General features: G+C 66.1%; 10 protein-coding genes. 6 read left to right on the top strand and 4 right to left on the bottom strand.

Going from position 1 to position 13,566, the window contains the following annotated elements; all coding sequences use genetic code 11:
• Positions 1-8: 8 nt before the first annotated feature.
• The gene (locus AAK988_RS09130) at positions 9-2,681 is read left to right on the top strand and encodes an excinuclease ABC subunit UvrA (RefSeq protein ID WP_369873620.1); all 2,673 of its coding nucleotides are present in this window, start codon (positions 9-11) and stop codon (positions 2,679-2,681) included.
• A gap of 64 nt (positions 2,682-2,745) precedes the next feature.
• Here the strand turns inward: AAK988_RS09130 and AAK988_RS09125 are convergent, their stop codons facing one another.
• Complete coding sequence (locus AAK988_RS09125; RefSeq protein ID WP_369873619.1) at positions 2,746-3,315, bottom strand: NAD(P)H-dependent oxidoreductase; 570 nt, start codon at positions 3,313-3,315, stop codon at positions 2,746-2,748.
• 43 nt (positions 3,316-3,358) lie between these two features.
• Positions 3,359-4,831, bottom strand: coding sequence for a LuxR C-terminal-related transcriptional regulator (locus AAK988_RS09120; RefSeq protein ID WP_369873618.1), 1,473 nt, complete (start codon positions 4,829-4,831; stop codon positions 3,359-3,361).
• Between the two features lie 226 nt (positions 4,832-5,057).
• On the opposite strand from AAK988_RS09120, the gene AAK988_RS09115 reads away from it, so the two are divergent.
• The 4 genes from AAK988_RS09115 to AAK988_RS09100 all read left to right on the top strand — a co-directional run bounded on the left by AAK988_RS09115 (position 5,058) and on the right by AAK988_RS09100 (position 9,611).
• Positions 5,058-5,675: a cytochrome c3 family protein gene (locus tag AAK988_RS09115; protein ID WP_135969911.1), complete on the top strand. Its 618-nt coding sequence runs from the start codon at positions 5,058-5,060 to the stop codon at positions 5,673-5,675.
• Between the two features lie 97 nt (positions 5,676-5,772).
• Positions 5,773-7,365, top strand: a complete 1,593-nt coding sequence (locus tag AAK988_RS09110) for an FAD-dependent oxidoreductase (protein WP_369873617.1) — start codon at positions 5,773-5,775, stop codon at positions 7,363-7,365.
• A 305-nt stretch (positions 7,366-7,670) separates the two neighbouring features.
• Positions 7,671-8,843: an iron-containing alcohol dehydrogenase gene (locus AAK988_RS09105; protein WP_369873616.1), complete on the top strand. Its 1,173-nt coding sequence runs from the start codon at positions 7,671-7,673 to the stop codon at positions 8,841-8,843.
• A 402-nt stretch (positions 8,844-9,245) separates the two neighbouring features.
• On the top strand, positions 9,246-9,611 hold the full coding sequence (locus tag AAK988_RS09100; RefSeq protein WP_242369307.1) for a DUF488 domain-containing protein: 366 nt from the start codon (positions 9,246-9,248) through the stop codon (positions 9,609-9,611).
• 257 nt (positions 9,612-9,868) lie between these two features.
• On the opposite strand, the gene AAK988_RS09095 is transcribed toward AAK988_RS09100, so the two are convergent.
• Both AAK988_RS09095 and AAK988_RS09090 read right to left on the bottom strand, forming a co-directional pair.
• Positions 9,869-11,281 (bottom strand): uracil-xanthine permease family protein, encoded by a 1,413-nt coding sequence (locus AAK988_RS09095; protein WP_369880645.1) that lies wholly within the window; start codon positions 11,279-11,281, stop codon positions 9,869-9,871.
• A 363-nt stretch (positions 11,282-11,644) separates the two neighbouring features.
• The gene (locus AAK988_RS09090) at positions 11,645-12,667 is read right to left on the bottom strand and encodes a VanZ family protein (RefSeq protein WP_369880644.1); all 1,023 of its coding nucleotides are present in this window, start codon (positions 12,665-12,667) and stop codon (positions 11,645-11,647) included.
• A 305-nt stretch (positions 12,668-12,972) separates the two neighbouring features.
• Here AAK988_RS09090 and AAK988_RS09085 point away from each other — a divergent pair, with 305 nt between their 5' ends.
• Positions 12,973-13,563, top strand: a complete 591-nt coding sequence (locus tag AAK988_RS09085; protein ID WP_170272707.1) for an LOG family protein — start codon at positions 12,973-12,975, stop codon at positions 13,561-13,563.
• Positions 13,564-13,566: the final 3 nt, after the last annotated feature.

Here is a 13,566-nt window from a genome sequence, read left to right as displayed (position 1 = left end):
GAGCCACTATGACCGATTCCGCTACCCCTGCCGTGACTGCGCCGACCAACCCGGAGTCTGCCGTCCCCGCCACCTTCACCGAGCCCGATTGCATCGAGGTGCGCGGGGCGCGGGTGCACAACTTGAAGAACCTCTCGCTTGAGGTGCCGCTACGACAGCTCGTGGCCATCGCGGGCGTGTCGGGGTCGGGCAAGAGCTCGCTGGCCCTGGGCGTGCTGTACGCCGAGGGCAGCCGTCGCTACCTTGAAGCGCTGTCCACCTACACGCGGCGGCGCATCGCCCAAGCGGGCCGCGCCGAGGTGGACGAGGTGCTGCACGTACCCGCCGCCCTGGCCCTACGGCAGCGGCCGGGCACGCCCGGCGTGCATTCCACCTTCGGCACCTCCACCGAGTTGTTGAACTACCTGCGGCTCATGGTCTCGCGCCTCGGCGCCCATTGCTGCCCCAACGGCCACCGCAACGCGCCGACCCTGAACGTGGCGGCCGAGCAACCCATCACCTGCTCTACCTGCGGCGTGGAATTCCACGGTCCCTCTGCCGAGGACCTGGCCTTCAACAGCGGCGGTGCCTGCCCCACCTGCGGGGGCACGGGCGTAGTGCGCGACATTGACGAGAGCACCCTGGTGCCCGACCCCACCCTCAGCCTAGACGAGGGCGCCGTGGCTCCGTGGCGGCAGCTCATGTGGTCGCTCATGCCCCAGGTGGCCCGCGAAATGGGCGTGCGCACCGACGTGCCCTTCCAAGACCTCACCGACGCCGAGCAGGACATGGTGCTGCACGGTCCCATGGAGAAGCGCCATATCCTCTACGTGCCCAAGAACAAGGACCACGCCACCGAGCTGGACTTCACCTTCTACAGCGCCGTGAACACCGTGAAGAACGCCCTGGCCAAGGCCAAGGACGAGAAGGGCATGGCGCGGGTGGCGAAGTTCCTCTGCGAGTCGGTTTGCCCCGCCTGCCACGGCACGCGCCTGTCGGAGAAGGCCCGGGAAAGCCAGATCGACGGACTGAACCTCGCCCAGGTGACGGCCTTCACCCTGGATGAGCTGCGGGACTGGCTGCCCACGGTGGCCCCCTGGCTGCCGGCCGATATGCGTTCTATGGCCGATGCCATCACCAGTGAGATGGCCGAGCCCATGCAAAGGCTGGAGCAGCTGGGCCTGGGGTATCTCACCCTCGACCGCGCCAGCGAGACCCTTTCCAATGGCGAGCGCCAGCGCGTGGCCCTCACCCGCGCCGTGCGCAGCCGCACGACCGGCGTGCTCTACGTGCTGGACGAGCCCTCCATCGGGCTGCACCCGGCCAACGTAGAGGGGCTGCTGGGGGTCATGGACGACCTGCTGGCCGACGGGAACTCCGTCGTGATGGTGGACCACGACGTGGCCGTGCTGCGCCACGCGAGCCACCTCATCGAGATCGGGCCCGGGTCGGGAGCCGACGGCGGCCGCATCATCGCCCAGGGGCCGGTGGCCGCGGTGGAGGCGAACCCGGCCAGTCGCATCGGGCCCTTCCTGAGCGGCACCGCAAAGGTGCGGGTGCGCGCTCCCGTGGCCGCTCCGCACCTGTTCGACGAGGGCTCCATCCGCCTGATCATGGACGGACTTCACACGGTGAAACCCCTGGAAGTGGCCATTCCCCAGGGACGCCTCACCTGCATCACCGGCGTATCCGGATCGGGGAAGACCACGCTGGTGCTGGAGAGCCTTGTTGTGGCCCTGAAGGCGGCCCTGGCCGGACAGCCCCTGCCCGGTCATGTGCTGGATGTGGAAGCGCCCGGCATCGCCCGGGTCGATCTGGTTGACGCCACGCCCATCGGCGTGAACGTGCGCTCCACCGTAGGCACCTATTCCGGGGTGCTGGACGACCTACGCCGCGCTTTCGCGAAGCTGCCCGAGGCCCAGGCTGCGGGGCTCAAGGCCGGCGATTTCTCCTACAACACCGGGTCTCTGCGCTGCCCCACCTGCGACGGCACGGGGCAGATCTCCCTGGATGTGCAGTTCCTTCCCGATGTGGACATCCCCTGCCCCGACTGCCGCGGCAGCCGCTACGGCCGAGCCGCCGACGCCATCCAAATGGCTGTTGACGACTACCCGGGCAGCAGTGCTGAAGGCGGATCCGACGCAATTCCCGGCGCCCCCGCCACGGAAAGCGCCAACCCTGGCGCATCCAGCCGCGCCGACGACTTCCACGCCGTGGCCACCCTGTCGCTGCCCGAGCTGCTGTCGCTCACCGTAGACCAGGCCGCCGCAGCGCTCGCGCCCCAGAAGAAGGTGCGCGCCAAACTGGAAACCCTGCGCGATCTGGGCCTGGGCTATCTCACCTTGGGCGAGGCCACCCCGGCGCTTTCCGGCGGCGAGGCCCAGCGCCTGAAGCTGGCCAGCGAGATGCGCCGCGACCAGAGCGACACCCTCTTCATCTTCGACGAGCCCACCATCGGGCTGCACCCGCTGGACGTGGCCACGCTCATCGCCGTGCTGCAGAGCCTCGTGGAGCAGGGCGCTACCGTGGTGGTCATCGAGCACGACCTGGACATGATCGCCAATGCCGACTACCTCATCGACATGGGTCCGGGCGGCGGCGAGGCTGGCGGCCGTATCGTCGCCACGGGCACGCCCACCCAGGTGGCCGCCAACCCGAAAAGCATCACCGGCCGCTACCTGGCCCGCGAACTGGAGGGCTAGCGACCCGCGGGCCAGCGCGACCCGCAAGTCGCCACGGGCCCCGCGCCACGCCGCGACCCGCTTCCTAGCGCGTCGCTTTCAGCTCGGCGAGCCGGGCGCGGGCTGCATCCAGGTTCGCTTCGATGTCGGCACCCACCACATCCAGGTTCTCGGCAGCGGCGAAACGGGTCTCGGGAATGCCGAACATGCCGGCGATGCCGCGCAGGTACTCATAGCCGAAGTTCGCAGCGGCCACGTTGCCGCCGCCCGTGGTGATGTAGGTGAGGTGCTTCGCGCGGCACAGGCCCTCGCAGCGGCCCTCGGCGGTGTAGTGGAACACCATACCCATGACGGCCACGTGCTCGATGTACACTTTCAGCGCCGCGGGAAACGACAGATCCCAGTAGGGCGCGCCGATGACGATCTCATCGGCCGCGGCGAACTGCCTGCCCAGATCGAACATCGGGTCATCGAACTGGCCGTCCTTCTCCAGCTGGGCGCGGTAGGCCGCCGACTCTCCGTAGTAGGGTTCCAAGCGCAGCTCGGCGAGATTCACCTCCTCCACGTCGCCGACGCCCTCCAAGTACTCGCGGCACAACGTGAGCGTGCGAGACTGCTCGCCACGCAGGCACGCATTCACAAACAGTATGGTCATGGGGTTCCTTTCTGTCGAAATAGTCTCAGTATACTGGTTTTAGTCACGAGCGGCCGCCAACCGAAGGACGCTCCTCTTCAGGAGCCATATTCTCCAACAGGTCGAGAAGCTCCTGGCGCGAATGGATCTTCAGCTTCTGATAGATGTGGCTCGTATGGGTGTTCACCGTGTTCATGGCCAGGTGCAGCTCCTCGCAGATGCGCGGAGCGGAGCGCCCCTTCGCCACGAGTCGCAACACGTCGGACTCGCGCCGCGACAGACTGCCCACGCGCACGAGGCGGTCGCAGCGCTCCTCCACCGTCTCCCCGCTCGGCGCAGGCCCGTCGGCGGCCACGAAGGAGGGGGCGTAGGAGCGATCGGTGAACACGAACGAGTAGATGGCCACCACGAGCAGCCCAAGGGCCACAGAGATGAGCCCCAGCAGGTCGGGCACTGCGGGCGCCAGCATTCGGTAGACGTTGAAGCCCCCGAAGCCGAGCAGCAGGTCGAGGGAGAAGGTGATGCGCGTCAGCGCATAGACCAGCAAGGGCGACGTGCGATAGCGCTGGCAGAAGTTGAAGGCCAGAATCATGATCATGATCTTGAAGAGGAAGGCCCCGAAGCTGGCGATGCCGTACATGACATCGGGGCAATGGCCCCCGTAGGGCATGAGCAGCACCGCCGCCATGGTCAGCAAGAAGGAGATGCGGTAGACCAAAGACATCTTGCGGCTCCGGTCGGCGATGATGACCACGAGCACCGTGGAGCAGGCCACCTTGGCCACCAGCAGCACCAGATTGAGGCTTCCCGAGTAAAAGGCCAGATCAGTACCTTCCAAATAGTAGTTGCGCATGAACTCGTCCACAAAGCTGACGAAGAAGATGCTGGCGCACAGCAGCGCCAGAACGCGCCGCGGCTGGCTCCGGCGCGGCGGAAGGGTGGGCTCTCCCACGAAATCGGCCGTCTCCGGTCGGCGGTTGAGAAGGAGGGCCGAGAGGAGCGGCAGGGCGCAGGCGACGGCCACCATGATCCACGGGCTCACCTCCGGCAGATAGGCCACCGCCGTCAGCACGTACATGAAAAGGTTGTTCGCCACCACGCCGAGCACGAAGCCGATGAGATCCCCCAGCTTACAGAAGGCCTGGTACCAGCCGACGAACAGCCACCCCGAGGCAATGCCGGTCAAAAGACCGGCGAACACCTGGAGCGCCCCGTCGAGCCCCGTGCTTCCCGCCGAGAACGGAATGGCCAGGGTGCCCACGCTCGCGCAGAGGGCCACGGCCCGCACGCTCCATGGCCGCTCGAGCCAGGCCTCGCTCGCCTTAGGGGACGCCAGTGCCGGCACGAGCGACACCACGCAGGCCACGAGCGATATCTCGTAGACGCTCACCGACGAGTTCTCAGGGAACAGCTGCGGCGCGAAGAAGCACAGGCTCAGCCATACCTGGCACAGCGCAAACCCCACCATCATGGGAAAATTGGCCCGGCTCAACTCCGCCATGAACCGCGATTGCAGCGACACGCCCTTCTTCTCCATCCCGACCCGCTCCCCTTCCCTGCTCTCCCGCCTCACTAGAAACTAGTGAGAACGGTTCCAATCTTTTGAAAACCCCTCGTAGAAGCCCCAGAACAGCGACGGTTCCCGGCGGCTTCCCCCGATTTCACGCCTTTGCTTCGATGACAGCGAGGGCACCCCTTCTCTACCATCGGCCCATCGTTTACGGAGGAAGCGAAACGAACGGATCATCGAAGAAGGAGGAAGGATGAAGCCCATCAAGCGTCTGCGCAAGCCCCTTGCGGCCCTCGCCGTTGTGGCGGCCATCATTATAGCGGCAGGATGCTCGCCGCAAGGGGGAGAACCGAAAGCCACCGAGGGACCGAACCCCGCCGAGCAAACCGCCGCAGCAGAGCCGGCGTCCGATTGGTCCCTGGCCACCGACTGCGCCACCTGTCACAGCGCCGAGGCCGCGACGACGACCGAGGCCTCCTTGGGAGCGGGCGTCCACGCTACGACTGCCGGAACCGACTGCGCCACCTGCCACAACGACGAGGCGGCCCTCGCCACCGTGCACCAGGGCGCCGACGGCACGGGCGCCATGCCCAAGAAGCTGCGCAAGACCACCGTGGAAGCGCAGACCTGCCAGGCAGCCGGCTGCCACGACCTGAGCGCCGAGGAGCTGGGCGCCCTGACGGCCGATATCACCGACCTCACCGATTCCAAGGGCACCACGGTGAATCCCCACGAGGTCATGGGGCTTACCGCCGGCCACGGCGATATCGCCTGCAGCGACTGTCACGGCATGCATCGGGAAACCGTCGCGGCCGACACCTGCGTGGGCTGCCACCACGCCGGCGTCTACGAGTGCAACACCTGCCACTAGGCGCTTCCCGCGCCAAGCCCCTCGCCGGGGCACCGATCCAGGGCCTGACGCATCCACCGATGCGCTGCCATACACCAACAGAAGGAAGGGAACCATCATGGAACAGACACGCCGCGATTTCATCAAGGGCGCCAGTATCGTCGCAGCCGGGGCCGCCGCCCTGGCTGGCATGACCAGCCTCTCGGGCTGCAGCACCCAGGAGCTGGCCGACACGGGAGCCACCGAGGCAAAGCACACCTGCGACGTGGTTATCGCCGGCGCGGGCATCGGTGGCCTGGCCGCCGCCGTCAGCGCGGCCGAGCAGGGCGCGAACGTCATCCTCGTGGAGGCCTCCCAGGCCGTGGGCGGCACGAGCCGCTTCGCGGCGGGCGCCTTCGGCCCGCGCTTCGGCGCCGCCTGGGAAGAGGCCTACGCCAAGGCCCCCATGTCCGATCCCGAGCTGGGCAAGCTCGTCTGCGACAACTGGGCCCCGTACCTGGAGTGGATCGGGGGCCTGGGCCTAGCCACCGAGGAGCTGGCACCGGGCAGCCCTTATGTGTGGATGGGCGGCAAGCGCCCCGCCGAGGAGGGGTCGAAGAGCTATACCGACGAGTACCTCCAGCAGTTCGGCGAGATCTTCACGGCCAAGGGCGGCACGACCCTGCTCGGCACCCGCGCCGTCGACCTGATCGTGGACGAGGCCGGCACAGTCACGGGCCTGGTGGCCGAGGACGCCGAGGGTCCCTTCACCATTGCGGCCAAGGCCGTGATTCTGGCCACGGGCGGCTGGCAGTGCGACAAGGAAATGTGCACCCACTACATCGGCCGCCACGCCGACCTGGGCCAGGCCCAGTGCGTCCCCTACCTGGACGGCGCGGGCATCAAGATGGCCGTGAAGGCCGGCGCCCAGCTCTCCCGCAGCTTCGGCTCCTTCTACGGCCATCCCCAGCCCTGGCCGACCACCTACCTGAACGGCATCGACACCCCCGAGGGCTACGAGGCCCTCACCAACATCGATGACGCCCACGTGCTCTACTACGGCACCACCGAGCACTCCATCCAGGGCATGGGCGTGTACGTGAACGTGAGCGGCAAGCGCTTCGTCAACGAGGGGCTCGGTTCGTCCCTCGTGAACCAGGAGGTCATGCAGCAGCCCATGGCCCGCGCCTACCTCATCCTGGACGAGGGCGTGCGCAATCTCATTCGCGAGACCCCCTTCTGCAATGCCGCCGTCATCGGCGGGGACCGCATTGATGCCATGATCGAGCGCGGCATGACCGTCGTGCAGGCGGACAGCCTGGATGAGCTGGGCGCGAAGATCGTGGCCGAGACCGCCGATGGCGTGAGCTTCAACGCCCGAAACATGGTGGAGACGGTGAACGCCTACAACGAGGCCGCGGCTGCAGGTACGGCAGACCAGCTGGAAGTGCCCCACCTCGGCACGGTGCCGGCCATGGCGCTGACCACGGCCCCCTTCTACGCCATCCCCGTGGTCGGCGGCATCATGGCCACCTTCGGCGGCCTGAAGATCAACACCGATACCCAGGTCATGGGCACGAACGCCCAGCCCATCGCCGGTCTGTACGCGGTGCCCGGTGCCGCCGGCGGCATCATGAACGGCGACTACTGGTGCGTCATGAGCGGCTACTCGGTGCTCGGCCGCCTCTCCGGCGAAGTGGCCTGCGCCTACGCCCAATCCACCGAGGCCTAAGCCTCCCTGAGAGGGGCGGCTCGGAGCATCCCTCCCTCCTCTGAGTCGCCCCTCCCCTCTTGGTGCGGCCCGCTCGTTCGGCGGGCCGCACCCTGCAAGACGGGCGGGCCGTCCCCAGGACCAGCCCGCCCGTCCCGACCCGCTGCCCGACCCGCTGTTCGGCGGATCGGGCAGCCGTGCGCGAATTCTTCCTGGATCAAGGTGCCCGTCTGCGGCCTGAGCACTATACTGGGCCCTAGACGTCTCGCACGTGGGGCTGCACCTTAGCGGCCGGTGCGGGGCGCTCTTTGACGGAAAGGATCCTCATGGAGAACTTCGAATTCGTTTCCCCCACTCATTTTGTGTTCGGTCGCGGCGTGGAAAACGAGGTGGGCGCCAAGCTGGCAGCGGTCGGCGCGAAGCGCGTCCTGGTGCATTTCGGCGGCGAGAGCGCCCGGCGCAGCGGCCTTATCGACCGTGTGAGCGCTTCGCTGGACGCGGCGGGCATCGAGCATTTGGAGCTGGGCGGCGTGCGCCCGAACCCCGAGATCACCCTGGTGCGCGAGGGCGTGCGGCTGTGCAAGGAGGGCGACGTCGACTGGATTCTGGCCGTGGGCGGCGGCTCGGTCATCGACTCGGCCAAGGCCATCGCCAACGGCGCCTGCGTCGAAAGTGATGTATGGGAGCTCTTCGAGACGAAGGCCCTCGATCACGACGTGCTGCCCATCGCCGTGGTGCTCACCATTCCGGCCGCCGGCAGCGAGGCCTCCAAGAACACCGTGATCTCCAATGACGAGCTGGGTCGCAAGACCGGCTACGCCAACAACGCCCAACGTCCGAAGTTCGCCTTCATGAACCCGGAGCTCACCTTCACTCTGCCGCCCTTCCAAACGGCCGCGGGCCTTACCGACATGTACTGCCACCTGCTGGAGCGATTTTTCGACGACTACGGCGCGGTGCCCGTGACCGACAACCTGAACCTGTCGCTCATGAACACCATCCGCGCCGAGGCGCCCCGGGTGCTGGCCGATCCCGAGAACTACGATGCCCGCGCGAACATCATGTGGACGGGCATGCTCTGCCACCAGGGACTCGCCGGCGTGGGGCGCCACGAGGACTGGGCCACTCACGGGCTCGAGCACGAGTTGTCGGCCTTGGACCCGGCCATCACCCACGGCGCGGGCCTGGCGGTCATGTTCCCCGCTTGGATGGAGTACGTGCACGGCGAGAACCCGGCCCGCTTCGCCTTCTACGGCCAGGCGGTCTTCGGGCTCACCCCCACCGGCGACGCGAACGCCGACGCCCTGTCGGCTATCGACGAAACCCGCAGCTTCTTCGCGAGCCTGGGAATGCCCACCACCTTGGCCGAGCTGGGCGTGGAGGAGAACGATATCGAGAAGATGCTGCCCACCCTGGCCCAGAACAAGGGCGTTCCCTTCGGCAGCTTCAAGAAACTCACCCTAGAGGACGCCGCGGAAATCTACCGCCTGGCCCTGTAGGGCACCGTCACGCAACGTCGCCGAGCGAGGCGCGGTGGATCGGTTTTCGAGCCGATTCCGCCGCGCCTCTTGTTTTGAAGCCCTACTTGCCGAGAGCACTTTCCGATTTTTTGGACAAAAAGGCTTCGAGTGAGTTGTTCTGAGACCCTTAGAGGTAATATCGCAGGCCTCAGTAAACGAAATTCGTTAATTTCTAGCTCATTCTGAAGACAAACAACGCCCAGCCCCCATCGAAGAGCTCATTCGACGACTTTTTGTCCAGAAAATGCAGGAGTGCTCGCCTGCCCCTTCCATAACAAGAGAAGGGCGGTTTGCTTACAGGACCCGCAGAGCGACGCCGCGAAACCGGGGCATGCGCGATAATCGGAGTTGACTCACCAGCATCTCAAGGAGGCATCCTCGATGAAAATCCAGATCAAACGTGTATACGAGCCCTACGAAGAAAGCGACGGCTACCGGGTGCTCGTCGATCGACTCTGGCCTCGCGGCCTGACCCGGGCCCGCGTGCACTACAACGAGTGGGCGAAGTTTCTGGCCCCTTCCACCGAGTTGCGGAAGGCCTTCGGCCACGACCCGGCGAAGTGGGACATGTTCCAGGCAAAGTACGTGGAAGAGCTAGATGCCAATCCCGAGGCGCTCGCCTTCGCGAAGAAGCTCTCCGGTCCCGAAATGGCAGCATATCCGCGCGTCACCCTGCTGTACGCCGCCCGCAACGAACAGGAGAACGAGGCCGTCGTCCTGGCCCAGTGGCTTCCCAAGCACGCCTAGGGGCGCCCCACAGCGACTAACGCAGCGCGCCCTGGGAAAGACCGCCGCGCGAAGATTCCCCACCCCAGAAAAAGCGGGCGCATCCTTGCGATGCCTGTTTTCCGAAGACGAGAGTCAGATCGAGCCCGGGAGCCCCCAGAGCACTGCGATAAAATCGCGGGGCGCTCCCCATCATCCGCCAGATAAAGCGCCGCCCGAAACAAGTAAGCGCGCGCGAGAATGGCCCGCACGCGCTCAGTCGATTGGAATTCGCCGCGTTAGTCCGCAATAGGCAGGTTCGTGACCTCGGCTTCCAGAGGCAGGGGCACATCGTCGGCCTCGGCCTCGGCCTCGGCAGCCAGACCGCCGTCCCAACCCTCTTCCTTCCCCGGCAGGATGATGTTCAGCAGAATGCCCACCACGGAGCCCACGGCCAGGCCCGACAGGGCCACGGTCACGCCGCCCACCTCGAAAACGATGGCCCCGGCGGCACTGGAGGCAATGCCGAGGGACAGCACTAAAATGAGCGCCGTGATAAGCACGTTGCGGCTCATCATGAAGTCCACGTGATTCTCCACCAGGTTGCGGATGCCCACTGCCGAGATCATGCCGTAGAGCACGAGGGACACGCCGCCGATCACGCAGGCCGGCATGCAGGAGATGACCGCCGCGAACTTCGGGCAGAACGAGAACAGGATGGCGAAGCAGGCGGCGATGCGCACCACCCGCGGGTCGAACACGCGGGTCAGGGCCAGCACGCCGGTGTTCTCGCCGTAGGTGGTATTGGCCGGAGCGCCGAACAGCGACGCCGCAATAGTAGCCAGGCCGTCGCCGAGCAGCGTGCGGTGCAGGCCCGGCTCGGCGATGAAGTTGCGGTTGCAGGTGGAGCTGATGGCCGACATGTCGCCGATGTGCTCGATGATGGTGGCGAAGGCCAGGGGCATGATGGTGATGATGGCGGTAATGGCCAGGCCCGCATCGAAATTGGGGCCAAACAGGGCGAACACCGTGTTGTCCCACAGCACCGGCAGGCCGATCCAGGCGGCATCGGCCACGGGCGCAAAGTCCACGACGCCGGCGAAGGCGGCTGCCACGTAGGAGCCGATCACGCCGAGCAGAATGGGGATGATGCGGATCATGCCGCGGCCCCAGATGTTGCTGATGACGATGATGGCAATGGCTACGAGGGCCACGGGCCAGTTCGTTTCGCAGTTCGCGATGGCCGAGGGGGCCAGAATAAGCCCGATGCAGATGACGATAGGACCGGTGACCACGGGTGGGAAGAACCGCATGATGCGCTGGGGCCCGAACACCTTGAACAGCGCCGAGACGATGAGGTACAGAAGGCCCGCGCAGGCCACGCCGAGGCACGCGTAGGGCAAAAGCGCCGCCTCGCCGTTCGGCGCGATGGCCGCGTAGCCGGCGATGAACGCGAAGGAGGAGCCGAGAAACGCCGGTACCTTCCCCTTGGCCAGGAAATGGAACAGCAGCGTGCCCAAGCCGGCAAACAGAAGGGTCGCCGACACGGAAAGCCCTGTGAGGGTGGGCACCAGAATAGTGGCGCCGAACATGGCGAACATGTGCTGGATGCCGAAGATGGTCATCTTCGGCGCACCCAAGGTGCGGGCATCGTAGACGGCGTCGGGGGCATCGTCGGCGCCCATGGTGGGCACGGTCTTGGTATCGCTCATTGGCAAACCTCGCATCATCGCGGCGAACAGGCAGGTCCGCCCGCCCCGTGCGTCGCGCGCCCCGCTACGCGCGCTGCGTGGCTGCCGGCGCGGCCGCTCCGCGAGCCGACCTCGCCTATTATGGCACGGCTTCCGTTACCACCCCGTTTCACCTCCGCGAGGGGCCAAAACGCCCCGCAAGCTGCTGAGCGACTGCACAAAACAGCCTCCCTCGCGAGAATTGGCCAAAAACAACCGCTTCTCGTAGATTGCCCGAAGCCCGCCCGGCTCCAGCGCGCTCTGTTCCCAGGTGCGCCCTTCGCGATTCCCCTCATCGCGCAGGCTGCACTGCGGGAAACGGTCGCTTTTGCCCAAACGGCCGCCTCAGGGGATGAGGTCGTAGGGCATCTCTCGCTTCACCAGATAGAACAGAAGCAGCGGGAGCACGAGCCACGGCCACACGAAAAGGGTTGCGACCAGGGTGGCCGTGCGCACGAGGTAGAACAGCGCACGGTAGCCCATAGTGCGCGGGTGCGTCTCGAAGGTCATGCGCACGAAGGCGCCGCCCGGGGTGGAGCCGTCGTGGGTCCAGGGGATGATGAGCTCTACGAGCACGAAGGCCACTACGGTGCAGGCGCCCATGACCGCGTCTACCGTTTGAGCCGCTGTGAGCCCAGGCAGCTGCAGGACCGATGCGCCAGCCGCCTCCAGCCCCAGCGCCACCACGCCGTAAGGCACCACGGCCGCAAGCCACACGATAACCAGATCGAGCCAGAGCGCCACACAGCGGCGCACAAACCCCGGCCGATCGGTCGGCTCGGCCTCGGCGAGCTTCCCCGGCGGCACCACCCGTCCGAGCAGCGCCGCGCACAGCCAGCCGAGGGCCGCGCCGAGGGTGTTCGTGAGAACGTCATCCACATCGCAGCAGCGGTAAGCATAGGGGTACAGGCCAAAGAGCCCCGTCAACTGGGCCGTTTCCACGAGCACCGATGCGGCCAGGCCGAGCAGCACCGTCGTGGCGAAGCGCAACCGCAGCAGACGGCCGCCGATGAACCCCAGGGGCATGAAGAACACGACGTTGAAGACAAGCTGGAACACGGCCCGCAAGCCATCCTTGGCGATGTCGTTCGCAAAGTTCAGCGGATTGAAGTTAGGCGCCACGCCCCAGGTTATGCCCGGGCCCGCATCACCCGAGGGCAACGGGTACAGCGTGAAGCAGCCGATGCCGACAACGTAGAGCACGGTAAGATAGGTGCCCGCAACCGAACCGAAACGCAGCCGACCATCCCGATGGTACAGGTAGGCCAGAATGGGCAGGGTAAGCGCAAGCGAAGCCAGAGGCCACAGAATTAGAGCTGCGGCAAAGTTCTCGCTGTAGTTTCCCAGAAAATGCTTGACGGCGCCCATGGTCCTCCCTTTCTCATCCCGTCTCTCCCTTGGCGAGGATGCCAGCATAGCGCGACCGCCGCGGACGCGCAGCAAAGGTGACGGCAAAGTAAGCGAAGTGATCGGAAGCCGTAAGGGGCACCGCCGCTTACCTCCAAACGAAGCGAACCAGATTCGCTCGCCGGCACTGAAACGATGCAGCGGCCGTCCGCCCCGGACAACCCCTCGCACCCGCGCCTTACAACAGCCCGTTTGCCCCGATCGGCCAACGGTGCTATGCTTCTGGATTCTCCGACCAGCCCAAACACACCGAGGAGGAGAGTTCCATGAACATTACCGTATACTGCGGTTCCAACTTCGGCGACAACCCGCATTTTGAAGAAGCCGCCCGCGACCTGGGCGCCCTCATCGCCCGCGCCGGGCACACCCTGGTCTACGGGGGCAGCTCCGTGGGCCTCATGGGCACCGTGTCCCAGGCCGCCATCGAAGGCGGTGCACCCGTTATCGGCGTGGAGCCAGCATTCTTCATCGAGGCCGGCGTGGCCCAGCACGACCTGACCGAGCTTATCGTGTGCGACACCATGGGCGAGCGCAAAGCGAAGATGATCGAGCTGGGCGACGCATTCGTGGCGCTACCCGGCGGCGTGGGCACCTTGGAGGAAATCGCAGAGATCTTCACCCGCGTGCGCCTGGATATGGGACCCCACGAGTGCTTCCTGCTGAACATCGACGGGTTCTACGACCCGCTCCACGCATTTTTGCAGTCGATGGTCGAGCACCGCTTCTTCGATCAGTGCGATCTGGATCGCTGCCATTTCCCCCGATCGGTGGAGGCGTTGGCACATCTTCTGGCCACCTCTGACGAGCGCCCCCTTGAGCGCTGCGACGGCCCCCTGCTGCTGCAGAAGGCGGGCTAGGGG

It is taken from the genome of Adlercreutzia muris, from assembly GCF_041223505.1.
Lineage (GTDB): Bacteria > Actinomycetota > Coriobacteriia > Coriobacteriales > Eggerthellaceae > Adlercreutzia > Adlercreutzia muris.
The sequence above is the reverse complement of the archived record's forward strand: the minus strand, read 5'-3'. Positions and strand labels throughout refer to the sequence as shown.

Coding starts and splice junctions, on each gene's coding strand:
- AAK988_RS09105 (WP_369873616.1), top strand. CDS start 7,671: ATGGAGAACTTCGAATTCGTTTCCCCCACTCATTTTGTGTTCGGTCGC.
- AAK988_RS09115 (WP_135969911.1), top strand. CDS start 5,058: ATGAAGCCCATCAAGCGTCTGCGCAAGCCCCTTGCGGCCCTCGCCGTT.
- AAK988_RS09130 (WP_369873620.1), top strand. CDS start 9: ATGACCGATTCCGCTACCCCTGCCGTGACTGCGCCGACCAACCCGGAG.
- AAK988_RS09085 (WP_170272707.1), top strand. CDS start 12,973: ATGAACATTACCGTATACTGCGGTTCCAACTTCGGCGACAACCCGCAT.
- AAK988_RS09090 (WP_369880644.1), bottom strand. CDS start 12,667: ATGGGCGCCGTCAAGCATTTTCTGGGAAACTACAGCGAGAACTTTGCC.
- AAK988_RS09095 (WP_369880645.1), bottom strand. CDS start 11,281: ATGAGCGATACCAAGACCGTGCCCACCATGGGCGCCGACGATGCCCCC.
- AAK988_RS09125 (WP_369873619.1), bottom strand. CDS start 3,315: ATGACCATACTGTTTGTGAATGCGTGCCTGCGTGGCGAGCAGTCTCGC.
- AAK988_RS09100 (WP_242369307.1), top strand. CDS start 9,246: ATGAAAATCCAGATCAAACGTGTATACGAGCCCTACGAAGAAAGCGAC.
- AAK988_RS09110 (WP_369873617.1), top strand. CDS start 5,773: ATGGAACAGACACGCCGCGATTTCATCAAGGGCGCCAGTATCGTCGCA.
- AAK988_RS09120 (WP_369873618.1), bottom strand. CDS start 4,831: ATGGAGAAGAAGGGCGTGTCGCTGCAATCGCGGTTCATGGCGGAGTTG.